Origin of the sequence: Xanthobacter tagetidis (assembly GCF_003667445.1) — a bacterium.
Classification (GTDB): Bacteria; Pseudomonadota; Alphaproteobacteria; order Rhizobiales; family Xanthobacteraceae; genus Xanthobacter; species Xanthobacter tagetidis.
In genome coordinates this window covers 121,401-143,721 of the sequence record NZ_RCTF01000008.1, presented here as the reverse complement: position 1 = coordinate 143,721, position 22,321 = coordinate 121,401, and the positions used below count along the sequence as shown (strand labels likewise).

Below are 22,321 nucleotides of genomic sequence, written 5' to 3'. Positions count from 1 at the left end.
CGTCCGGTCGCCCGACGTTCGTGCCCCGGCCGCCTTCGGCAGAGCTGCCCAAGGGGCGGCCTGCTCGCGCCGGCTACTCCGCCGGCCTGCTCGCGCCGGCTACTCCGCCGGCCTACTCCCGCCGGCCTACTTGGCCTTGCAGGCGGTCTCGAACTGGGCCACCGCGGCGGCGGCGCCGTCGAGCGTGACCTGGCGCTTGGCGCCCTTGGTCTCGATGGTGAGCTGCTTGCCGCCCTTCGCCAGGGCCTTGAGGTCAGCCATCTTGCCCTTGGCCTCCACATTGACCGCGCCGCCGTCCTCGTCCGCCACCGCCTTGCCGGCGAAGGTGCGGCTCACCGAGCCGGCGGTGAGGATGGCGCGGGCGGCGGCGTCCTTGGCGAGGCCCTTGGTGCCGATCATGGGCTGGACGATGATCTCCTCCGAGCCCTTGTCGCACAGGAAGAAGATGGCGACCTCCTCGGTGTCCGGCACGCCGAACACCAGCGCGCCGCCCTGGTCGGTCTCCGAGGCGTGCCAGGTCATCTTCTGCTGGGCCGCCGCCGGCAGCGTGAAGGCGAGCAGAGCGAGGAGCGGGAAAAGCAGGCGGGGCATTTGTGTCTTCCTCTGATGCACACGGCAGCGCGGGCGAGCGCCCGGCGCGCGGCGTCTAAATGGCATTGAGGCGCATATTAAGGCGCGCGGCGCGCGGGACCAGTGCCGACCGGGCACGCCTCCACAGGCGATCGCCGCCTCAGGAGCCGCCGAGGCAGGCGCGCCGGAAGTCGGCAAGCTTGGCCTTGGCACCGGCGAGCGGGATCGCTTCCCTTGTGCCGTCCATGGACACGGTGAGCTGATCGCCCGAGGCGAACAGGTCAAGGACGTTGCCTTCCAGCGTCACCGCCGCCTCCACCACCAGCCGGTCGCCGGTGCCGCGGAAGGCCGTGGCGGCAAGCTGCATGCGGCGCTTGCCGGCGGCGAGCGAGACCGCGACGCCGTCGCCGGCCCGGACCCGGCCCGGCGGCACGTCGACGGTGAACTGGAGCAGGGCCGCCGCCGGCTGGCAGGCGACCGCGAACTGCGGATCGGGCGCGCGCGACAGGCCGTAGCGCAGCACGAACGAATCGTCCGCCTTGACGATGGCCCAGGTGCGCGCATCGGCAGCAGGGGGCTTTCCCGCCGGCTTGGCGGGGGCTGCGGCGGCGGGGGCGAGCGAGGCCGAAAGAAGGATCAGGCCGAGAAGAAAGGCGGGGCGCATGGGGTCTCCAGCCGAAGACGAACGGGTTCTGGCCGCATCCGGTTCCATCGGAGGACCCGCTGGATGCCAAAGCGCGCGCCGGCTCGGTCAACGCGACCGGTCCTGGTGCGGCCCTGGTTTGAATACGCAGGCGGCGCAGGCACGGACCAGGGCATCCTCCCCACGGGAGCCGGCGGTCCGCATGCGGGGGTGGTAGCACGCCGATGCCCGGACGGGAATCGGCAGCCGCTTCGGCCGCCGCCCGCTTCGCATATCACGCCGCGGTCGGCCTCGCGACGCCCTTCCGCGTCGGCCGGCCCCCGCGCGTGCGGCCCGAGGCCGGCCGGGATTTGCCGAGGCGGCCCAGGCGTGGCATCTCCAGGCGATGAGGCGCGTTTTTCCCTGTCCCATCCAGACGCCCGCGCGGCCGGGCGCGCCCGGCGCGGCACCGGATGCACCCGCATGAGCGGCCCGGAGGCGGCGCCGGCCGCCCGGCTGCGGCTTGACCGGCTCCTGGTGGCGCGCGGCCTGTTCGAGAGCCGCGCCCGCGCCCAGGCCGCCATCGCCGAGGGGCTGGTGCGGGTGTCGGGCACGATCGTCACCAAGCCTGCCGCCGAGGTGGCGCCGGACGCGGAGATCGCGGCCGAGGCGACGCACGACTTCGTCTCGCGCGGGGCGCTGAAGCTGGAAGCCGCCCTCGACGCCTTCGCCATCGACCCCGCCGGCCTCGCGGCGCTCGATGTGGGCGCCTCCACCGGCGGTTTCACCGAGCTGATGCTGCGGCGCGGCGCGGCCCATGTGTTCGCGGTGGATGTGGGGCGCGAGCAGCTCCACGCCCGCCTTAAGGGGCATCCCCGTGTCACTTCCCTGGAGGGAACCGACATCCGCGCGCTCGCGCCCGGCGCGCTGCCGCCGATCGGGCTGGTGGTGGTGGACGTGAGCTTCATCTCGCTCGGCCTGGTGCTGCCGCCCGCGCTCGCCTTCGCCGCGCCCAAGGCGCGCCTCGTGGCGCTGGTGAAGCCGCAGTTCGAGGCCGGCCGCGCCGCGCTCAAGAAGGGCGTGGTGCGCGACGCCGCGGTCCACGAAGAGGTCTGCGCCAAGGCACGGGCGCTGGTGGAGGGCCTGAACTGGCAGGTGATCGGCCTTGTGCCCTCGCCCATCGCCGGCGGCGACGGCAACCGCGAATTCCTGCTCGGGGCGGAGCGCGCCTGATGGAGCTTCTCGTCACCCGCATGGGCGCGCAGGGCGACGCGGTCGCCGAGGGGCCGGACGGGCCGCTCTTCGTGCCCTATGCGCTGCCGGGCGAGCGCGTCGCAGCAAGCGTCGCGGGCGAGCGGGCGCGGCTTGAGGCGGTGCTGGACGCGAGCCCGGAGCGTGTCGCGCCCGCCTGCCGCCATTTCGGCCGCTGCGGCGGCTGCCTGCTCCAGCACTGGGAGCTTTCGCCCTATCTCGCCTGGAAGCGCAGCCTCGTCACGGAGGCCCTGTCGCGCGAGCGCATCGCCGCGGAGGTGGCGCCGGTGGTGGATGCCCACGGGGCGGGCCGGAGGCGCGTCATCTTCCACGCCCGGCACCATGGCGCCAAGACCGTGGTGGGCTTCGCCGAGCGCAAGTCCCACGCCATGGTGGACCTCGCCGAATGCCCGGTGCTGGCGCCGGACCTCGACCAGGCCCTGCCGGCCGCAAGGGCGGTGGCGCAGGCACTGGCGCCGCGCAACAAGCCGCTCGACATCCAGGTCATTGCCAGCGCCACGGGGCTTGACCTCGATGTGCGCGGCTCGGGGCCGCTGCCGCCGGCTTTGCTCATGGACCTCGCGCAGCTCGCCGAGCGCTTCTCCCTCGCCCGCGTGACGCGGCATGGGGAGCTTGTGCTCCAGCGCACCGCGCCGGTGCTGATGATGGGCCGGGCGCGGGTGGAACTGCCGCCGGCCGCCTTCCTCCAGGCCACGGCCGAGGGCGAGGCGCGCCTTGCCGCGGCCGTCGCCGAAGGGGTCGCCGGCGCGAAGCGGGTGGCGGACCTGTTCGCCGGCATCGGCACCTTCGCCCTGCGGCTTGCCGAAAGCGCGCGGGTGCATGCGGTGGAGGGGAACGCGCCGGCGGTGGCGGCGCTGCTCAAGGCCGCGCGCGCCACTGCCGGGCTGAAGGGCGTGGACGGGGAGGCGCGCGACCTGTTCCGCCGCCCGCTGCTGCCCGAGGAGCTGTCCGCCTTCGACGCCGTGGTCATCGACCCGCCGCGCCAGGGCGCCGAGGCGCAGGCGCGCCAGCTTGCATCGGCGAAGGTGGGGCGTGTGGTCTATGTGTCGTGCAGCGCCACGAGCTTCGCGCGCGACGCGCGGGTGCTGATCGACGGCGGCTTCCGGCTCGGCCGGGTCACGCCGTTCGACCAGTTCCGCTTCAGTCCGCACGTGGAATTGGTGGGCGTGTTCCAACGGTAGGCGCCACGGTCGGGTGCCGCGCGGCGCTGACCGCCGTCATGCGCCAAACCGCCGTCATGCCCCGGCTTGTCCGGGGCATCCACTTTGCCCTTTGCGCCAGGCCTCAATCCCGACGCCAGCAAGGCCGCGGCGTGGATCCCCCGGACAAGCCGGGGGATGACCGGCAGTTCAAGGGGAGACAGGCCGAGCACCCAATAAGCCGGCGTCATGTCCCGGCTTGCCCGGAGCTTCCCTGCGTCACGTCCGGGACAGCGGGCAGCGTGGCTGGACCCCGCGATCAAGCCGGAGGGCGACGGGGGCAGGGAAAACGGCGGGGAAACTTCTCACCGCCGTCATGCCCCGGCTTGTCCGGGGCATCCACTTTGCAATTGCGCCAGGCCTCAATCCCGACGCCAGCAAGGCCGCGGCGTGGATCCCCCGGACAAGCCAGGGGATGACGGCAGTCCAACGAGAGACAGGCCGAGGCACCCAAAAAGCCGGCGTCATGCCCCGGCTTGCCCGGAGCTTCCTCGCGTCACGTCCGGGACAGCGGGCGGCGTGCCTGGACCCCGCGATCAAGCCGGAGGGCGACGGGGACAGAGAAAACGGCGGGGAAACCTCTCACCGCCGTCATGCCCCGGCTCGTCCGGGGCATCCACTTTGCCCTTTGCACCAGGCCTCAATCCCGACGCCAGCAAGGCCGCGGCGTGGATCCCCCGGACAAGCCGGGGGATGACGGCAGTCCAAGGAGAGACAGGCCGAGGCACCCAAAAAGCCGGCGTCATGCCCCGGCTTGCCCGGAGCTTCCCTGCGTCACGTCCGGGACAGCGGGCAGCGTCCCTCGGCCCTCCGGTCAAGCCGGAGGGCGACGGCGGGAAAGGCGAGGGACGGCAGGGCATCGAACCGCCCCCGACGGCGGGAGCGGAGCCTCAGGCGGCGCTGTCGGTGCGGGCGCCGGGGAGGCGCTTGTCCAGGTAGGTGCCGACCACTTCCATCAGCTCGTCGGTCTTGGCGTCGAAGAAGTGGTTGGCGCCCGGCACCACCTGCTGCTCGATGACGATGCCCTTCTGGGTCTTCAGCTTCTCCACCAGAGTCGCCACCGCCGTGGTGGGAACCACCGCGTCCTTGTCGCCGTGCACGAACAGGCCGGAGGACGGGCAGGGGGCGAGGAAGGAGAAGTCGTAGAGGTTCGCCGGCGCCGCCACGGAGATGAAGCCCTCCACCTCCGGCCGGCGCATGAGCAGCTGCATGCCGATCCAGGCGCCGAACGAGAAGCCGGCGATCCAGCAGGCGCGGGCATCCGGGTTCACCGACTGCGCCCAGTCGAGCGCCGCGGCGGCGTCCGACAGCTCGCCCTGGCCATGGTCGAACGAGCCCTGGGAGCGGCCGACGCCACGGAAGTTGAAGCGCAGCACCGAGAAGCCGCGGTTCACGAACTGGTAATAGAGGTTGTAGACCACCGGATTGTTCATCGTCCCGCCGAACTGCGGGTGCGGATGCAGGATCACCGCGATGGGCGCGTTGCGGCTCTTGGCGGGCTGATAGCGGCCTTCGAGCCGCCCCTTCTCACCGGGGAAGATCACTTCAGGCATGGGTCTGGGCAACCTCTTGAGGGTGGCGCGCGCAGGCGGAGGGCGCGATGCGGACAGGCCGGCGGACGCCGCGGCCCGCAGGGACTTTCCCTTGACGCGCGGATGCAGGGGCGGCTTGGGCCACGGATCGCTCTCCCCGCGAATGAACCAGCAGGCCACGCGCCCGAAAGTCCTGTCACAAAGCGCTCCGAGGCTTGACGAAGCAGCGGCAATGACTTGACTTAGGGCTCGACGCGCCTTAACTATTTAGAATAATTCTAATCTATTCCCGCCGGCTGCGCAAACCGAAGGGCGCTGCATTGCGGGAACGGGTGGAGTTTGAGCTATGACCGAGATCGCCGGCAATTGCAACCCTCGGCGCCCTCGCGCGCCCTGGTGCGCGGGGCCTGGGTGCGCGAGGCCTGGAAACGCAGGGCTGCCGCAATGAGCGCGGGCGGCGCCGGGACGGCGCGCGCCTATCTCGATCACAATGCGTCGAGCCCCCTGCGGCCCGAGGCGCGCGCCGCCATCATCGAGGCGCTGGACGCCGGCGGCAACGCCTCCTCCGTCCATGGCCCGGGGCGCGCGGCCCGCGCGCGGGTCGAGCGGGCGCGGGGCGAAGTGGCGGCCCTTGCGGGCGCCCTTGGGCGGCAGGTGACCTTCACGTCCGGCGCCACCGAGGCGCTCGCCGCGGTGCTCCATCCGCATGTCGAGGTGGCGGGCCGGCCGAAGCCCTGCGACGTGCTGCTGGTGAGCGGCGTCGAGCACCCGGCCGTCACACGCGGCCACCGCTTCCCGTCCGGCGCGCTGGAGACCATTGCCGTGGATCGCGACGGGCGCATCGACCTCGGCGCGCTCGATGCCGCTCTGCTGCGCCACGCGGCGGCCGGCCGGCGCGCCATGGTGGCGCTGATGGCGGCGAACAACGAGACCGGGGTGCTCCAGCCCGTGACCGAGGCCGCGCGCCTCGTCCACACCCATGACGGCGTGCTGGTCTGCGACGCGGTGCAGGTGGCGGGCCGCATGCCGTTCCATATGGGCACGCTGGCGGTGGACTTCCTCGCCCTGTCCGCCCACAAGCTGGGCGGCCCGCAGGGCATCGGCGCGCTCATCGCCGGGCACGCGGACAGCCGCATCACGCCGCTCATGACGGGTGGCGGCCAGGAGCGCGGCCAGCGCGGCGGCACCGAGGCGGTCGGCCTCATCGCCGGCTTCGGCGCGGCGGCATCCGCAGCGCGTGCGGGCTACGAGACCGGCGGCGAGCGCGAGCGCCTCGCCGGCCTGCGCGACCGGATGGAGGCGGAGATCTGTGCCCGCGTCCCCGGCGCCGTGGTGATCGGCTCCGGTTCCCCGCGCATTCCCAACACCAGCCTTGTTGCTTTTTCCGGCGCGAGGGCCGAAACCCTGGTGATCGCCCTCGACCTTGCCTACGTAAGTGTCAGCGCCGGATCGGCCTGCGCCTCGGGGAAGGTGGGCGCCTCCCACGTTCTGACCGCCATGGGCGTCGACGGGGATCTGGCGTCCGGAACGGTGCGCCTCTCCCTCGGCTGGTCCTCCACCGAAGAGGATGTGGCGCGCGCCGTGGACGCCCTCGCCAAGGCCGTTCCGCAGACCGGGGGGCGCCCGGTGCGAGCCGCCTGAGGCGCGGGACGAGAGTTTGCCGCCCTTCAAGGGCGGTTCGCAATTGCCGCCCCAGCAGGGCGGACTGGAACTTGACCCGCGGGCCTTGACCCCGCGCGGGAGAGGAGACGAGAAGATGCCTGCGGTCCAGGAGACCGTCGAGCGCGTCCGCGCGATCGACGTTGATCAGTACAAGTATGGGTTCACCACCGACATCGAGTCCGAACTCGCCCCCAAGGGCCTGGACGAGAGCACGGTGCGGTTCATCTCCGCCAAGAAGAACGAGCCGGAATGGATGCTGGAATGGCGCCTTGACGCCTTCCGGCGCTGGCTCACCATGCGCGAGCCCACCTGGGCGCGGGTGAGCTACCCGAAGATCGACTTCCAGGACCTCTATTACTACGCCGCGCCCAAGGCCAAGGCGGGGCCGAAGTCCATCGACGAGATCGATCCGGAAATCCTCAAGACCTACGAGAAGCTCGGCATCCCGCTGCGCGAGCGCGACGCGCTGCTCGGCATCGAGAGCTCAGGCGGCTCCAAGGTTGCCGTGGACGCGGTGTTCGATTCGGTCTCGGTGGCCACCACCTTCAAGGCCGAGCTGGCGAAGGCGGGCGTGATCTTCTGCTCGATCTCCGAGGCCATCCGCGAGCATCCCGAACTGGTGAAGCAGTATCTCGGCTCGGTGGTCCCGGTGTCGGACAACTTCTACGCCACGCTCAACAGCGCGGTGTTCTCCGACGGCTCCTTCGTCTACGTGCCCAAGGGCGTGCGCTGCCCGATGGAGCTTTCCACCTATTTCCGCATCAACGAGAAGAACACCGGCCAGTTCGAGCGCACGCTCATCATCGCCGACGAGGGCGCCTATGTGAGCTATCTCGAAGGCTGCACCGCGCCGCAGCGCGACGAGAACCAGCTGCACGCCGCGGTGGTGGAGCTGGTTGCGCTCAAGGACGCGGAAATCAAGTATTCCACGGTCCAGAACTGGTATCCCGGCGATGCCGAGGGCAAGGGCGGCATCTACAATTTCGTCACCAAGCGGGGCGATTGCCGCGGCGACAATTCCAAGATCGCCTGGACCCAGGTCGAGACCGGCTCGGCCATCACCTGGAAGTATCCGAGCTGCATCCTGCGCGGCGACAATTCCCAGGGCGAGTTCTATTCGATCGCCATCTCGAACGGCTACCAGCAGGTGGATTCGGGCACCAAGATGATCCATCTCGGCAAGAACACGTCGAGCCGCATCATCTCCAAGGGCATCGCCGCCGGCCATTCGGAGAACACCTATCGCGGCCTCGTCTCCGCCCACCGGCGGGCGACCGGCGCGCGCAACTTCACGAACTGCGATTCGCTGCTGATCGGCGACAAGTGCGGCGCCCACACCGTGCCCTACATCGAGGCGAACAATTCCTCGGCCATGTTCGAGCACGAGGCCACCACCTCGAAGATCTCCGACGACCAGAAGTTCTACTGCCTCCAGCGCGGCCTGTCCGAGGAAGAGGCGGTGGCCCTCATCGTCAATGGCTTCGTCAAGGACGTGCTCCAGCAACTGCCCATGGAGTTCGCCGTGGAGGCGCAGAAGCTCATCGCCGTCAGCCTTGAGGGCAGCGTGGGCTGACCACTCTGCGAAGCCGTCATGGCCGGGCTCGACCCGGCCATCCGCGGCCCGCGGCTCGAAGCGACCTCAAGAGCGTTGCGCGAGCGGATGGGCGTGGATGCCCGGCACAAGGCCGGGCATGACGGGAGTGCCAGGCGGTGGAGGCGTCTTTGGACCCCAGCCGCGTTGATTTTCCGCCCGGCCCCGCCGGCGCACCGATGGACACCATGACCATGCTCGACATCCGCAACCTGCACGCCCGCATCGACGACCGCGAGATCCTCAAGGGCCTCGACCTCACCCTCAATGCCGGCGAGGTTCACGCCATCATGGGGCCGAACGGCTCCGGCAAGTCCACGCTCTCTTATGTCCTCGCCGGCAAGGACGACTACGAGGTGACGGAGGGCACCGCGACGCTCGACGGCGAGGACCTCCTGGAGATGGAGCCCGACGCGCGCGCGGCCGCCGGCCTGTTCCTCGCCTTCCAGTACCCGATCGAGATTCCCGGCGTCGCCAACATGACGTTCCTGCGCACCGCGCTGAACGCCCAGCGCAAGGCGCGCGGCGAAGCGGAAATCTCCACGCCCGACTTCCTGCGCCTCGTGAAGGAGAAGGCCTCCGACCTCGGCATCTCCCAGGAGATGCTCCGGCGCGGCGTGAACGTGGGCTTCTCCGGCGGCGAGAAGAAGCGCAACGAGATCCTCCAGATGTCCATCCTGGAGCCCAAGCTCTGCATCCTGGACGAGACCGATTCCGGCCTCGATATCGACGCGCTCAAGATCGTCGCCCAGGGCGTGAACGCGCTGCGCTCGCCCAAGCGCGCCATGCTGGTCATCACCCACTACCAGCGCCTGCTCGACCATATCGTGCCGGACGTGGTGCATGTGATGCACCAGGGCCGCATCGTGCGTTCGGGCGGCAAGGAGCTGGCGCTGGAGCTGGAAGCCTCCGGCTACGCCGCCTACGGCGACGCGGCGTGAAGGCGGGCGACATGACCACCGATATCCGCACCCTGCGCACGTCCGGCGAGGAGGCCTTCGCCCAGGCGGCCGAGGCGCGCCTCGCAGCCGAGCCCACCCAGGGCCGCATCGGCGAGCTGCGCCGCGCCGCCGCCTCCGCCTTTGCCGAGCACGGCCTTCCCACCCGCCGGGTGGAGGAATGGAAGTACACCGACCTGCGCGCCGCCGTGCGTGAGGCGCCGCCGCTCGCCGGCGAGGTCACCGCATCGGCCGAGGCCGAGGCGGGCCTTCGGGCCATCGCCTTTCCCGGCACCGAGCGCGTGCTATTCGTGAACGGCGCCTATGGGCGCGGCGCCTCCCATCTCGGCAGGCTGCCGGCCGGGGTTTCCGCCGTGCCGCTCGCCGCCGCGCTCGCCTCCGGCAGTCCGCTGCTGGACCGCATCGGCGGCCTCGCGCCGCAGCGCTACGACGCGGCGCTGGCGCTCAACACCGCCATGCTGCGCGAGGGGCTGGTGATCCACGTGTCCGCCGGCGCCAGGGTGGAGACGCCGATCCACATCGCCCACGTCTTCACCGCCGACGCGCCGCTCTCCACCTTCACCCGCATGCTGGTGGTGGTGGAGGAGGGGGCGCAGGTGGCCTTCATCGAGAGCCACCAGGGGCCGGACGGCATCGCCTACCAGGCCAATGCGGCGACCGAATTCTATGTGGGCGACGGCGCCCATGTGGACCTGATCCGGGTGCAGGAGGAGGGCGACAGGGCGCTCCATCTCGCAACCCTGGTGGTGGACATGGGCCGCGACGTGGCGTTTCACGCCTTCCAGCTCGCCACCGGCGCCGCCACCGCCCGTCTCAGCCTCTATGGCCGCTTCTCCGGCTCGGGCAGCCATGCGGGCATCCGCGGCGTGAACCTGCTCGCCGCGCGCCAGCACGGCGACGTGACCATGGTGCTGGACCACGCGGTGCCCCACTGCGAAAGCCGCGAGCTGTTCAAGACCGTGCTCAAGGACGAGAGCCACGGCGTGTTCCAGGGCAAGATCATCGTGCGCCCCGACGCGCAGAAGACCGACGGGCGCATGATGAGCCAGTCGCTGCTTCTCGGCGAATTCGCGCAGATGGACAACAAGCCGGAGCTGGAAATCTTCGCCGACGACGTCCAGTGCGGCCACGGCGCCACTGCGGGCGCGCTCGACGACGACCTGCTGTTCTATCTGCTCTCCCGCGGCATCCCGCGCCCGGACGCCGAGGTGCTGCTGGTGCAGGCCTTCGTGGGCGAGGCGGTGGAATATGTGGAGCAGGAGGACCTGCGCGAGGCGCTGATGGCGCGCATCGTGGAGCGGCTGGGCAAGGCGGGCTGAGCGCTCATCCCCGACGCCCGTCATGCTCCGGCTTGGCCGGAGCGTCCGCGGCAGCCGGGAGGGCCTCTTGGCCATGGTTCCTCCGGGCAGGCCGGAGGGCGACGGAGTGAGAAGTGTGCCCTCTGGATACTCTCCCAAGCGGGGGGTGGGCATTGATGACGAGCGCTGACCGAGGAACACCCATGACCGCCACCCGCATCGCCTTCCCTCCCGCCGCCGGCGGCTTCGACGTCGCGGCGGTGCGCGCGGATTTTCCCGCCCTCGCCATGACCGTGAACGGCCACCCGCTCTCCTATCTCGACAACGCCGCCTCGGCGCAGAAGCCGCGCCAGGTGCTGGAGCGCATGACGCGCGCCTATGAAAGCGAATATTCCAACGTCCACCGCGGCCTGCACTATCTCGCCAACGCCGCCACCGAGGCGTTCGAGCACGCCCGCGAGACCGCCCGCGCCTTCCTGAACGCCGGCTCGGTGGACGAGATCATCTTCACCCGCTCGGGCACCGGCTCGATCAACCTCGTCGCCAATTCGCTCGGCCAGTCGATCGAGGCGGGCGACGAGATCGTGCTCTCCATCATGGAGCACCATTCCAACATCGTGCCCTGGCATTTCCTGCGCGAGCGCAAGGGGGCGGTCATCAAGTGGGCGCCGCTGAAGGAGGACGACAGCTTCGACCTCGACGCCTTCAAGGCGCTGCTCACGGAGCGCACCAAGATCGTCGCCATCACCCACATGTCCAACGTGCTCGGCACGGTGACGCCGGTGAAGGAGATCGTCGCGGCCGCCCACGCCGTGGGTGCCAAGGTGCTGGTGGACGGCTGCCAGGCGGTGGTGCACATGCCGGTGGACGTGCGCGACCTCGACGTCGACTTCTACGCCGTCACCGGCCACAAGCTCTACGGTCCCACCGGCATCGGCCTGCTCTACGGCAAGCACCACCTGCTCGCCGAGATGCCGCCTTATGAGGGGGGCGGGGAGATGATCCGCGAGGTGACGGAGGAAGGCGTCACCTACGGCGTTCCGCCGCACCGGTTCGAGGCTGGAACGCCTCCAATCGTGCAGGCCATCGGCCTCGGCGCGGCGATGGACTATGTCGCCTCCGTCGGCCGCGAGGCCATCGCCGCCTACGAGCATGACCTGCTGGCCTATGCCCAGGAACGCCTGGGAGCGCTCAATTCCCTGCGCATCGTCGGGCGCGCGCCGGGCAAGGGCGCCATCGTCTCGTTCGAGATGAAGGGCGCGCATCCGCACGATGTCGCCACGGTCCTGGACCGCTGGGGCGTCGCGGTTCGCGCGGGAACCCATTGCGCCCAGCCGCTTTTGGCACGATATGGAGCAACGGCCACCTGCCGCGCCTCGTTCGCGCTCTACAACACGCGCGCCGAGGTGGACCGGCTTGCCGACGCCCTCGTCAAGGCGCAGGATTTATTTGCATGACCGATAACGCGACCGATACGGCGCATTTGCCGAAGATCTCCTCCGCCATCCCGGACGCGGAGCTCACCCGCCTGACCGACGAGATCGTCGGCGCGCTGAAGAGCGTCTACGATCCCGAGATCCCGGTGGACATCTACGAGCTCGGCCTGATCTACAAGGTGGACATCGCCGACGACCGCACCGTCGCGGTCGAGATGACGCTGACCACCCCCAACTGCCCCGCCGCCGCCGAGCTTCCCGGCATGGTGGAGAGCGCGGTGGCCGCCGTTCCCGGCATCGCCGACGTGAAGGTGGACATCACCTTCGATCCCCCGTGGGACCAGGGCCGCATGTCGGAAGAGGCGCGCGCCACCCTCAATCTGTGGTGAGCGGCCGGTGAGCGGGACGGCACCGGATGCCGCGCCGCCGCTCGGCGGCGTGCTGGAAACCGGCCTCTATGTGGACGACCTCGCCCGCGCCGCCGCCTTCTACGAAGGGGTGATGGGCCTCAGGCCCATGCTTTCGGACGAGCGCTTCATCGCCTATCCGCTGGGTGGCACCGTGCTGCTGCTGTTCAAGCGCGGCAGCACGCTTCAGACCGTCACCATGCCGTTCGGCAGCATTCCGCCCCATGACGGGGCGGGGCGGCTGCACTTCGCCTTCGCTGCGGCGGAGGCGGACATCCCGCGCTGGCGCGCGCACCTTGCCGCTCACAATGTCGCCGTCGAAAGCGAGGCCCGCTGGCCGAAAGGCGGCACCAGCCTCTATTTCCGCGACCCCGATGGCAACCTCGCCGAGATCGCGAGCCCCGGCCTCTGGGCCAACTACTGAGCGGCGCGCCGCTTCGCCGGACGCCGAGCCGGGCGCGCGGGCGGCGGTGCGGCCTCGGGTGATGCGGCCTGCCCGCGCGGCGGCGCATCGGGCTCCATCTCGTCATGGACCTGGCCGTGGGCGAGCAGCGCGAACAAGGCGGCGCCGCCGATGACATTGCCCGCGAGCAGCGGCAGGAGCAGCCGCACCACGCCGTCGATGATGCCCAGCTCGCCGCGCAGTTGCAGGTAGAACACCTCCACCGATCCCGAGATCACATGCGAGAGGTCGAGCGCCGGCATCATCGCCGTGAGCAGGGCGATGATCCAGATGCGGGCGGATTCGGCCGAGGGCAGCAGCCACACCACGGTCGCCACCAGCCAGCCGGCGACGATGCCGCGCACGAAGGCAGCCCCGGCCGGGAATGTCGCGATGTGCTGCGCCACTTCCGCGATGCCGCGGGTCTGGGCCTCGGGCAGCACCGCGTGGGTGGCGAGCGCGCCGGCGAACAGGAAGGTGCCGGCGAGATTGGCGAGGAGCACCGTCGCCCACAGCCGGCCGAGCGCCGCCAGCGCCTGCCGCGACGGCTCCGCCAGCACCGGCAGAACGGCGGTCAGCGTGATCTCGGTGAAAAGCTGGTAGCGCCCGAGGATCACGATCAGGAACCCCACCGCATAGCCGGGGCTCGCGGCGAGCGGCCGCCACTCCTCATCGGGCAGGAAGGCGTAGAGCGTGCCCTGCGCCACCACCGAGAAGCCGATGGAGAGCCCGGCGGTGAGGCCGGACCACCACAGGCTCGACATGGGGCGCGACAGCTCCTCGACGCCCTCGCGACGGATCACCTCGTGGACCGCGAGCGGGCGGAGCGGAGCGTGCTCCTCCACCGCCAGCTTCTCGTCGGGCGACAGCACGTCCGCGCTCTCCTCGGCCAGGCCGAGGTCGTTCTTCCGTCGTTGCGGCATGATCCTCGGCTCCGCCCGTGTGCTTGCGTTCCAGCTTGAACGCCGCAGGGCGGGCTCCGGTTGCATGCGGCGCGGCCTTCGCCCGGCCGGGCCGCGTCAGTGTGCGGCTTCGTCCCCGCGCGGCCAGGCGCGCACCAGCGCGGCGAAGTCGTCCGCCGGCACCGGGCGGCTCCAGAGGAAGCCCTGGCCGAATGCGCAGCCATTTTCCTTGAGGAAATCGCGCTGCGCCTCGGTCTCGACGCCCTCGGCGAGGATGGCGAGGTTGAGCGCACGGCCGATGGCGATGACGGCCCGCACGATCTCCCCGTCCACCGCCGAGCCCGGCAGGTCGCGCACGAAGCTCTTGTCGATCTTCAGCTTTCCGATCGGGAACCGTTTCAGGTAGGAGAGCGAGGAATAGCCCGTGCCGAAATCGTCCACCGCCACCTTCACGCCCATGGCGGAAAGCTCGTTGAGCTTGCTCCGCGCCGCGACTCCTTCGCTGATGAGGAGGCTCTCGGTGATCTCCACCTCCAGGCGTTCCGGCGAAAGTCCGCTGTCCTTGAGGATCTGCGCATAGCGCGCGCAGAGGTCCGCCTGGCTGAACTGGCGCGGCGAGAGATTGACCGAGATCATGCCGCAGGTGACCCCCTCGGCGTCCCATTGCACCAGTTGGCGGCAGGCGCGCTGGGCGACATACTCGCCGAGCGGGACGATGAGCCCCGTCTCCTCGGCGAGCGGGATGAACTGGTCGGGCGTGATGAGGCCGCGCGGGCTCATCCAGCGCACCAGGGCCTCGGCACCGATCAGGCGGCCGGTGGTGAGCGCGACGATGGGCTGGAAGAAGACCGTCAGCTCCTCGCGCGCCAAGGCGCGGCGCAGCTCCGCCTCCAGTCCCACCCTGGCCTTCGCCGCCGCCGTCATGGCGCCGGTATAGAAGCTGTAGACGCCGCGGCCGTTGGCCTTGGCCTGGAACAGCGCGGAGCCGGCGTGCTGGAGCAGCAGCCGCCCGCTCGGGTCGTCGTCCGGATAGAGGCTGATGCCGACGCTGGCGCCGAGATAGATTTCCTCGCCGCCCGGCTCCGCGAACGGATCGGCGAACGCCTCGATGATGCGCAGCGCCTCGGCGGCGGCATCGTCCGCGCCGTTGATGGCCTCGAGCAGGACCACGAATTCGTCGCCGCCGAAGCGCCCGATGGTGGCGTCCGCGGAGAGCCGCGAGCGCAGGCGCTGCCCGACCGCCTGCAGCATCGTATCGCCGGCGATCAGGCCGAGGCTCTCGTTGACGGTCTTGAAGTGGTCGAGGTCCACGAACAGGACGGCGCAGCGCGCCTTCGCGCGGCTCACCGCGTGATCGATGAGGGAGAAGAGCAGCGAGCGGTTCGGCAGGTTGGTGAGGACGTCATAGTGGGTCAGCCGGTCCAGCTCCGACTGCGAGCGCCGCGCCTGGGTGATGTCGTGGAACACGCCCACATAGCGGGGCGCGTCGCCGTTGACGCTCGGCACGGTGCTGATGATGAGGTGCTGGAGGTACACCTCCCCGTCCTTGCGGCGATTCCAGATTTCGCCGCGCCAGGAGCCGGAGGCGCGCAGCTCCTCCCACATCTGGTGGAAGAAGGCGCGATCATGGCGGCCCGAATGGAGCAGGCGCATGCTCTTGCCGAGCACCTCCGCCTCCTCATAGCCGGTGATGGCGGTGAAGGCGGGATTGATGGCGGAGATGAAGCCCGCCTCGTCGGTGACGACGATGCCCTCGTCGGTGCCCGAGAACACGGCGCCGGCAAGCCGGATGCGGCGCTCCGTCTGGCGCCGCTCGGTGATGTCCTCGGTGAGGCCGACGATGCGGACGGCCTGCCCGGAGGGCCCACGGATGGCGAAGCCCTGGGAGATGAAGTCGTGATAGGAGCCGTCCTCGTGGCGTAGGCGGCACTCGATGTCGAAGGCGTCGCCGCTGCCGGCCCGCGCGCCCTCCCAGAGAGCCTGCACGCGGCTTGCTTCGGCCGGGTGGGTCCGCTCCCGCCAGATGGCCTCAAGGTCCACCGGCACGTCCGCCGCGAGCCCGAGCATGTCGCGCCAGCGCGGCGACACGTAGCTCCGGCCGGTGACGAGGTCGATGTCCCAGACGCCCTGCTCGGTGGCGCGGACGGCGAGCTCGAAGCGCTCCTCGCTCTCCTTGAGGGCGCGCAAGGCGGCGCGGCGCTCCGTGGCGTCCAGGCACACCGCGATGATGTAGCTCGGCGCGCCGTCGTCGGTGCGGGCGAGGGAGACGGTGACGTCGAGCCAGATGTCGGACCCTTCCTTGCGGCGGATGCGCTTTTCCTGGTCCTTGATGTCCACGCTCAGGCCCGCGCGCAGATCCGCAATGTCCGCTTCGTCTTTCGCCTGGTCCTCGGGATAGGTCAGGATGGAATAGTGCTGGCCGAGCAGGTCCTCGCGGCCGTAGCCCACCAGCGTGCAGAAGGTGAGGTTCACGCGCGTGATGCGGCCGTCGAGCCCGAAATGGACGATGCCCACCGCAGCCTGCTCGAAGGTGGCGCGGAAGCGCTCTTCCGCCGCGGCGAGCGCGTGCGCCTGATCCACCTCGCGCAGCGCGGCCTTGAGCTTCTGGCGCTCCGCGAACAGCAGGCCGATGGCCATCGCCACCACCATGACGGCGGCCGTGGTCAGGCCGGCGAACAGCATCAGTCCGCGCGCGCCGCTGAGGACCTCCCGGTACTTCATCGTGGTGATGAAGACGCTGTGCCAGAGGGGGATCGTCCGGGCCACCGCCAGCACGTCCTGGCCGGACGCGCCGGTCGCCACCGCCATCCGGGGCGCGCGGTCTGCGGCCTCCGCGAGGGCGGCGAGGTCGGGTGGCAGCGGCCGCGTCATGACGGGTTCGGTGGCGCCCGCGACCGGCGAGCCGTAGTGCCAGATGCCGTCTGCCTCCTTGCGCACAAGGAAGGATTGGGTCGCGCTGCCGATCATCACCGGGCGCGCCAGATAGGGGTAGAGGAAATTGGCCGGGTTCATCTCCAAATAGAGGAAGGCGGGCGCCGCGCCGGCATCCGCCCCGGCGGGATCGACCGCCACGATATAGCCGTAGCGGTCGCGGTCCCGGTCGCGCACGACGACCTTGACCATCCCCGCGGCCTGCTCCGTGGTTATCAGTGCGCGCACCGCATTGCGCGGCGGCCAGTCGTCCCCCACGCGCAGCAGGCGGACCCCGGCCCCGGTCCACAGCTCGACGGCGCTGAAGCCGAGGGCATGGGCGGAATCGCCGAGGGCCGAGCGCAGGTGCGCGTCTTGGCTCGCGTCCTGTGGTGCGAGAAGTTCGCCGACGATGTCGCGGATGAAGGCGCTGCCCGCGAGGGTGCGCGCTGAAGCGAGGCTGTCCCGCCGGTGCCGGGTCAGAGCCTCGATCTGCAGGTCCATGGTGGCCTTGAGGTCCGACTCGCGCTCGCGGATCAGGGCCTGCGATGCGGAGTTGAACACCAGCGCGCCGATGACCAGCGTGGGCACGACCACGGCGAGGATGATCCCCGCGGTGGGCAGAATGCCGATCGGCCGGACATGCGCCCGCTCGGCCCGCGCCAGCGCTGCGACGCGCGCCAAGGCCATGGCGAAGAGCGCCGCGGTGATGGCGACGAAGCCGATGCCCTTGAAGGTGGAGAAGGCCGCGAGTTCGCTCGGGCCGCCCAGATGCGCGATCAGCCAGTCGGAAAGATAGACCCAGGCGAGCGCACCCGTCGCATAAGCGAGCGTGGCGCGGATGATGAAGGCCTGGGGGGTCACGGGCGCATCCCTCGGTGGGCGGCGTTGGCAGGAGATCAGCAGGCGAGGCAGTGGGCTGTTGCGCAGTCTTCCTTTCGAATCAGTATGTTCGTAACATCATGATGCCGGCGGTGGTAAACGAATGATGGCCATATCGTCCGGTCGCCGCGGCGGTTCGGCATGGCACAGCGTCGCAGTGGCCACATGGAACGCCTTGTGGAAGGGCGTGTCGTCATCCATCTAAGGGATGATAGGATCATACGGCGTCGGCCGGAACCGTCGGAGGCTTTCAGATATGAGCGCTGTTTCGAGCGTCAGGCCGGCGAGAGCCCGCCCCCCGGTGATGTGCATCACCGACGCCGCGGCCGAGCGCATCCGCCAGATCATGTCCCGCGCACGCGAGCCCATCGCCGCCGTCCGGGTCGGCGTGAAGAACGGCGGCTGCGCAGGCATGTCCTACACCATGGACTATGCCGCCGAGATCGCGCCGGGCGACGAGGTGGTGGAGGACAAGGGCGTGAAGGTCATTGTCGATCCGAAGGCGGTGCTGTTCCTGCTCGGCACGGAAATGGACTTCAAGGCGGACAAGATGTCCGCCCAGTTCGTGTTCAACAATCCGAACCAGACCTCCGCCTGCGGCTGCGGGGAATCCGTCGCCATCACGCCGGCAGCCATGCGCGACGGCGAGGGCGCGACAATCTGAGCTTCGGCTCATCCTCATTGCCGTCTTCCGATACCGCTTCGGCCCCTGGCTACGCGCGCCCCGCGCCCTCCCGCGCCACAGCGGGCGTGGGCAACGTATTGCAGCGCAATGCGATGCGTCACGTCCTGGTTGCGGCGCACGGTAATTTATTACTGTTCCGCATTGATCCCAGGCGCTGCTCCGGTATGGTTCATCGGATTCGAGCTCCCGTCTCAGGCATCGCTGGAGCGGGGCGGACGTGGCGAAACCGGTAGACGCACGAGACTTAAAATCTTGCGCCGCAAGGCATGCGGGTTCGACCCCCGCCGTCCGCACCAATACAATGTCGCGCCCGAAGCCCTTTCGGCCACAGGCCGCTTCGGCTCATCGCTCGCCCCGCTTTGGCGCCAAAAGTTGCGCCGCGGCTGCGAGGGGCGGGGTGGCCTGACGAAGGAGGCCGCGTCGCGGACCGGCCCCCGCGAACGCCGGCCGGCCGGAGCGCTCAGGCCTCCAGCACCAGATCTTCGAGCGGGATGGCCTGGCAGGTATGGCACATCGACGGATCGTCTGGCTCCCGCCCGTGCAGATGGGCGACCTTGCCGGAGACGATCTTGACCGCGCAGCTCTCGCACTGGCCAACCCGGCACCCGCTGGGCAGCGCGATGCCGAGTCGCTCCCCGAAGTCCAGCAGCGTCCCCTCCGCCGTGGTCCACAGTTCCGGCCTGCGCTGGCTGGCCGCGAAAGTGACGGCATAGGTTCTCTTCGCGCCGTGGCGGACGATTGGAGGGGAGCGGAACACCTCCTGAAAGATGTCGAACGCCGGCACGCCCCGTTCGCCGAGACCGCCGGCGAAGGCGTCCATCATCGCCTCGGAGCCGCACATATAGACGCGCGGCTGTCGGGCCAGCAGAGCGGGGCTGATGAGATCGGCCGTTATGTCCGCCGTGCTGTCATAGTCGCGCCCCGGCACGTCGTCGGGCAGCGGGCGCCGGTAATGGTTGACGACTTTCAGGCTCGGCAGGCGTCGGCGGTGCGCGGCGATGCGGTCCTTGAAGGCGTGCGTCCTGCCGTTTCGGTTCGCGTAGAAGAGGGTGACGTCGAGCGGATCGTCATCGGCAAGGCTGTCCAGAAGGGCGATGAAGGGCGTGATGCCGATCCCGCCCGCCAAAAGGATCAGCGGCTGCGGCGACGCCCTCGGAACCACGAAGCTGCCCGATGGCGCGCGCAATTCGATGCGGTCGCCGGGCTTCATGCGCCGGTGCAGATGGCCCGACATCACCCCATCCGAAGGCGCACTTTCCACAGGGCGCAGCTGATGGTGGCGCACGCAGATGCTGTAGCGATCCCTGCCGTCGAGCCGCGCCGGGCCGGTGAGCGAATAGGCGCGTGAAACCGGGGTGCCGTCGATGTCGGCACGGACCTCGACATGTTGTCCGGGCCGGAAGTCGGGCAGAGGCTTGCCGTCTTCGGGGGTGAAGACGAAGCTCCTGGAGCCTTCGGCTTCGTCGCGCGTCTCCAGGATGCGGAACGAACGCCAGCCTTTCCAGCTGCGCTGCCGCGCCTGCGTGAGCGGATCGAGCATGATGTCGCAACGGAAGCTGCGCATCGGCGTGGATCCGCTCACGGGGTCGGCCACCTCCGCCGAGATCAGGCTGTTGAAGCTGCTTCCGGACCCGTTCAGGACGGCGGTTTCGGGACGGTCCAGCTCGGGGCATGCCTGCCACCAGCCGAACTCCGCCACCACCACGTCGTCCGACAGCTCGGGGGTGATCCTGGCGATGAAGCGCGCGTCGCCAACATAGGTCGTCACCCGAACCCAGTCGCCGTCGAGGATGCTCCTTGCCGCGGCCAGCCCCGGACCGATTTCGACCACCGGGTCGGGCGCGCGCTTTCGCAGCGACACCAGCGCCCGGTGCTGACTGTGGCAGTAGTAGCCATTCTTGGCCGAGGTGAGGACCAGCGGGTAGTCCCTCGATCCCCTCTGACTGAACGCCGCCTCGTCCAGCGGCTGGTCGGGACTGGCGATGGCGGGCTGGCCGTGGCGCGCGAGAAGCTCGGAATAGAGCTCGACGCGCCGGGTCGGGGTATCGAAGCCGCGTATGCGATCGGGCGCGTCATGATGCGGTCGGGCATATTTTTGCTCGCGGCTGTCGATCTCGCACCGCACGCCGTCGGGCTCCCGCCGCAACCGCTCCACGGACAGGCCGAGCGGCTCCAGCATGTGGTTCCAGCCGGCCTCCAGGCTGCCGCCGAAGAAGACATCCTGCATGCCGAGCCGGCCGGCCAGATCGAAGACGATATCGCAGTCGGAGCGGCTTTCGCCGCGGGGCGGCACGATCCGCTGCCGCAGCTGGACCAGGGACGCCGCGTCGTCATTGATCTCGAAGCCGCAGCGCAGTCCCTCGTGCTCCCACGGGCTGTTCACCGGCAGGAAGATGTCCGCATAGCGCGCCGTGGGTGTTTCGAAGAGGTCGCAGTGGACATGGAAGTCGAGCGCCGTGAGCGCCTCGGCCGCCATGCCGGAATCTCCCTGGCTGACCAGCATGTTCGAGCCGAACGCCATCATGGCGCGGACCTTGTAGGGCTCGCCCTCGAGGATCGCGCGATAGGTATCGCGCGCCGTCACCCATCCCATGGCCGGCGGCCCGATCGGCCGCTCCGGGAATCCGAGCGCCTTCGACCGGATTTCCGGCACCTTGTCCAGCGCGTTGACCGCGCGAAGGAAAGGGCCGCGCCGCACCCTGTTTGCGCCGACGCGGTCGAAGCTGCCGGTGAGCGCATAGAGCGTCGCCACGGCCCGTTCGGTCTGGGTGGCGTTCGCATGCTGGCCGATGCCGGTCCAGGCATGATAGGCGATCCGACGATCGGCCTGAAGGAGCTCGACCGCCGCCTGCAGGCGATCGGGCGCGACGCCGGTCATGCGTTGAACGCGCGGGCCATCAAAGGGCGCGCAGGTGTCCGCCAGCAGCTGGAAGGCCGGAGTGCAGGGGAGGGGGCGGGCGCCGTCCGCGTGGGTGACGGTGACCTCGATCGCGCCTTGCAGCTTGAGATCTGCGGCCTCGGCCGCCGTCATCGCCGTCTCGGCATCATAGGGGCGCGGCGCGCCCGCGCCGGTGCTCCACACCACATGGCGGTTCTGCGGGGCGTCGGGCCACAGGTCGCGTTCGCGCAGGAAATGCCCGGTATCGCTGCGCACGAGGAAGGGGGCGTTGGTCCATGCGCGGACGAAGTGGTCGTCGAAGCGCCCCTGGTCCAGCATCAGGCGCATAAGGCCGAGCGCGAGGGCCGCGTCGGCGCCGGGGCGGACCGGCAGCCACACGTCGGCCTGGCGCGCAAGGGCGGTCGGCCGCGGGTCGATGACGAGAAGGCGCGCGCCCCTTTCCCGGCCGCGCGCCACGGCATTGGCCTGGGCAAGCCAGGTATTTGCGGGGTTGTGACCCCACAGCATGATGGTGTCCGCATGTTCATAGTCGGCCGGGGGCATTCCGCAGCCGAAGGTGAACGCATGCGCGACATCCTTGTGCCAGTTGCAGATCTCGGTGGCGTAGCAGATGTTCGGGCTGCCGAAGGTCCGAACGAACCGCTCGATCCAGTCGATGCTGTCGGACAGCGCCGTTCCGCTCGGCGTGGTCACCGGGAAGGCGACCGCCTCGGGCCCATGCTCATCCCGGATGGCTCCCAGCTTCGCCGCAACCTCGGAGAGGGCTTCGTCCCAGGAAATGCGGCGCCAGCCGGGATCGGCGGCGCCTTTCGGCGCCGTCCTGCGCATCGGATAGAGAATGCGGTGCGGGCTGTGGACGATCTCGGGTGCCGCGCGCCCCTTCATGCACATCGCCGTGCCGGTCGGATGCGCCGGGTTGGGACGGACCGCGATAAAGCGCGCGCCGTCGACTTCATTGAGCGTGCCACAGCGGGAGCGGCACAGGGTGCAGTACCCCGGAATGTTCACGCCCATCAGCGTCCTCCCTGCCTGTCCGGCGTGCGCCACGCCCGG

Annotated in this window: 16 protein-coding genes and 1 tRNA gene; 11 read left to right on the top strand and 6 right to left on the bottom strand. The window is 69.9% G+C overall.

Annotated features, from left to right (window positions below):
- Positions 1–126: 126 nt before the first annotated feature.
- Both D9R14_RS11705 and D9R14_RS11700 read right to left on the bottom strand, forming a co-directional pair.
- The gene (locus D9R14_RS11705) at positions 127–591 is read right to left on the bottom strand and encodes a hypothetical protein (RefSeq protein WP_121623514.1); all 465 of its coding nucleotides are present in this window, start codon (positions 589–591) and stop codon (positions 127–129) included.
- Between the two features lie 139 nt (positions 592–730).
- Positions 731–1,234, bottom strand: a complete 504-nt coding sequence (locus tag D9R14_RS11700; RefSeq protein ID WP_121623513.1) for a hypothetical protein — start codon at positions 1,232–1,234, stop codon at positions 731–733.
- Between the two features lie 441 nt (positions 1,235–1,675).
- Here D9R14_RS11700 and D9R14_RS11695 point away from each other — a divergent pair, with 441 nt between their 5' ends.
- Both D9R14_RS11695 and D9R14_RS11690 read left to right on the top strand, forming a co-directional pair.
- Positions 1,676–2,425, top strand: a complete 750-nt coding sequence (locus D9R14_RS11695; RefSeq protein ID WP_121623512.1) for a TlyA family RNA methyltransferase — start codon at positions 1,676–1,678, stop codon at positions 2,423–2,425.
- Positions 2,425–3,645, top strand: coding sequence for a class I SAM-dependent RNA methyltransferase (locus tag D9R14_RS11690; RefSeq protein WP_121623511.1), 1,221 nt, complete (start codon positions 2,425–2,427; stop codon positions 3,643–3,645). The genes D9R14_RS11695 and D9R14_RS11690 overlap by 1 nt, the downstream gene beginning before the upstream one ends.
- A gap of 908 nt (positions 3,646–4,553) precedes the next feature.
- Here the strand turns inward: D9R14_RS11690 and D9R14_RS11685 are convergent.
- Positions 4,554–5,216: an alpha/beta hydrolase gene (locus D9R14_RS11685; RefSeq protein WP_121623510.1), complete on the bottom strand. Its 663-nt coding sequence runs from the start codon at positions 5,214–5,216 to the stop codon at positions 4,554–4,556.
- A 423-nt stretch (positions 5,217–5,639) separates the two neighbouring features.
- Between D9R14_RS11685 and D9R14_RS11680 the strand changes: the two genes are divergently transcribed.
- The 7 genes from D9R14_RS11680 (at position 5,640) to D9R14_RS11650 (ending at position 12,972) form a co-directional block, all read left to right on the top strand.
- The gene (locus tag D9R14_RS11680) at positions 5,640–6,836 is read left to right on the top strand and encodes a cysteine desulfurase family protein (protein WP_121623509.1); all 1,197 of its coding nucleotides are present in this window, start codon (positions 5,640–5,642) and stop codon (positions 6,834–6,836) included.
- A 115-nt stretch (positions 6,837–6,951) separates the two neighbouring features.
- Entirely contained in the window at positions 6,952–8,430 is a 1,479-nt protein-coding gene (sufB, locus tag D9R14_RS11675; protein WP_121623508.1) for a Fe-S cluster assembly protein SufB, read from the top strand.
- A 212-nt stretch (positions 8,431–8,642) separates the two neighbouring features.
- Complete coding sequence (gene sufC, locus D9R14_RS11670; protein WP_394096733.1) at positions 8,643–9,389, top strand: Fe-S cluster assembly ATPase SufC; 747 nt, start codon at positions 8,643–8,645, stop codon at positions 9,387–9,389.
- Between the two features lie 11 nt (positions 9,390–9,400).
- Positions 9,401–10,726: a Fe-S cluster assembly protein SufD gene (sufD, locus tag D9R14_RS11665; protein WP_121623588.1), complete on the top strand. Its 1,326-nt coding sequence runs from the start codon at positions 9,401–9,403 to the stop codon at positions 10,724–10,726.
- A gap of 182 nt (positions 10,727–10,908) precedes the next feature.
- On the top strand, positions 10,909–12,162 hold the full coding sequence (locus D9R14_RS11660) for a cysteine desulfurase (RefSeq protein ID WP_121623507.1): 1,254 nt from the start codon (positions 10,909–10,911) through the stop codon (positions 12,160–12,162).
- A complete protein-coding gene (locus tag D9R14_RS11655; RefSeq protein WP_121623506.1) occupies positions 12,159–12,530 on the top strand; it encodes an SUF system Fe-S cluster assembly protein in 372 nt (123 codons plus the stop codon). The genes D9R14_RS11660 and D9R14_RS11655 overlap by 4 nt, the downstream gene beginning before the upstream one ends.
- A gap of 7 nt (positions 12,531–12,537) precedes the next feature.
- Complete coding sequence (locus D9R14_RS11650; protein WP_121623505.1) at positions 12,538–12,972, top strand: VOC family protein; 435 nt, start codon at positions 12,538–12,540, stop codon at positions 12,970–12,972.
- Here D9R14_RS11650 and D9R14_RS11645 read toward each other — a convergent pair.
- Entirely contained in the window at positions 12,966–13,913 is a 948-nt protein-coding gene (locus tag D9R14_RS11645; RefSeq protein WP_170168587.1) for a formate/nitrite transporter family protein, read from the bottom strand. The genes D9R14_RS11650 and D9R14_RS11645 overlap by 7 nt on opposite strands.
- A 96-nt stretch (positions 13,914–14,009) precedes the next feature.
- Positions 14,010–17,666, bottom strand: a complete 3,657-nt coding sequence (locus tag D9R14_RS11640; protein WP_121623503.1) for a sensor domain-containing protein — start codon at positions 17,664–17,666, stop codon at positions 14,010–14,012.
- Between the two features lie 274 nt (positions 17,667–17,940).
- Here D9R14_RS11640 and D9R14_RS11635 point away from each other — a divergent pair, with 274 nt between their 5' ends.
- Together D9R14_RS11635 and D9R14_RS11630 are read left to right on the top strand one after the other, a co-directional pair.
- Positions 17,941–18,348: a HesB/IscA family protein gene (locus D9R14_RS11635; RefSeq protein ID WP_121623502.1), complete on the top strand. Its 408-nt coding sequence runs from the start codon at positions 17,941–17,943 to the stop codon at positions 18,346–18,348.
- 232 nt (positions 18,349–18,580) lie between these two features.
- Positions 18,581–18,665: transfer RNA gene (locus D9R14_RS11630), tRNA-Leu, on the top strand.
- Positions 18,666–18,829: 164 nt separating this feature from the next.
- Here D9R14_RS11630 and D9R14_RS11625 read toward each other — a convergent pair.
- Entirely contained in the window at positions 18,830–22,282 is a 3,453-nt protein-coding gene (locus D9R14_RS11625; protein WP_121623501.1) for a molybdopterin-dependent oxidoreductase, read from the bottom strand.
- Between the last annotated feature and the right edge of the window lie 39 nt (positions 22,283–22,321).

What these genes read in the sequence shown, in the direction of transcription:
- D9R14_RS11645 (WP_170168587.1), bottom strand. Translation starts at nt 13,913, where the DNA reads ATGCCGCAACGACGGAAGAACGACCTCGGCCTGGCCGAGGAGAGCGCG.
- D9R14_RS11655 (WP_121623506.1), top strand. Translation starts at nt 12,159, where the DNA reads ATGACCGATAACGCGACCGATACGGCGCATTTGCCGAAGATCTCCTCC.
- D9R14_RS11625 (WP_121623501.1), bottom strand. Translation starts at nt 22,282, where the DNA reads ATGGGCGTGAACATTCCGGGGTACTGCACCCTGTGCCGCTCCCGCTGT.
- D9R14_RS11680 (WP_121623509.1), top strand. Translation starts at nt 5,640, where the DNA reads ATGAGCGCGGGCGGCGCCGGGACGGCGCGCGCCTATCTCGATCACAAT.
- sufC (WP_394096733.1), top strand. Translation starts at nt 8,643, where the DNA reads ATGCTCGACATCCGCAACCTGCACGCCCGCATCGACGACCGCGAGATC.
- D9R14_RS11660 (WP_121623507.1), top strand. Translation starts at nt 10,909, where the DNA reads ATGACCGCCACCCGCATCGCCTTCCCTCCCGCCGCCGGCGGCTTCGAC.
- D9R14_RS11690 (WP_121623511.1), top strand. Translation starts at nt 2,425, where the DNA reads ATGGAGCTTCTCGTCACCCGCATGGGCGCGCAGGGCGACGCGGTCGCC.
- D9R14_RS11705 (WP_121623514.1), bottom strand. Translation starts at nt 591, where the DNA reads ATGCCCCGCCTGCTTTTCCCGCTCCTCGCTCTGCTCGCCTTCACGCTG.
- sufD (WP_121623588.1), top strand. Translation starts at nt 9,401, where the DNA reads ATGACCACCGATATCCGCACCCTGCGCACGTCCGGCGAGGAGGCCTTC.
- D9R14_RS11685 (WP_121623510.1), bottom strand. Translation starts at nt 5,216, where the DNA reads ATGCCTGAAGTGATCTTCCCCGGTGAGAAGGGGCGGCTCGAAGGCCGC.
- sufB (WP_121623508.1), top strand. Translation starts at nt 6,952, where the DNA reads ATGCCTGCGGTCCAGGAGACCGTCGAGCGCGTCCGCGCGATCGACGTT.
- D9R14_RS11635 (WP_121623502.1), top strand. Translation starts at nt 17,941, where the DNA reads ATGAGCGCTGTTTCGAGCGTCAGGCCGGCGAGAGCCCGCCCCCCGGTG.
- D9R14_RS11695 (WP_121623512.1), top strand. Translation starts at nt 1,676, where the DNA reads ATGAGCGGCCCGGAGGCGGCGCCGGCCGCCCGGCTGCGGCTTGACCGG.
- D9R14_RS11700 (WP_121623513.1), bottom strand. Translation starts at nt 1,234, where the DNA reads ATGCGCCCCGCCTTTCTTCTCGGCCTGATCCTTCTTTCGGCCTCGCTC.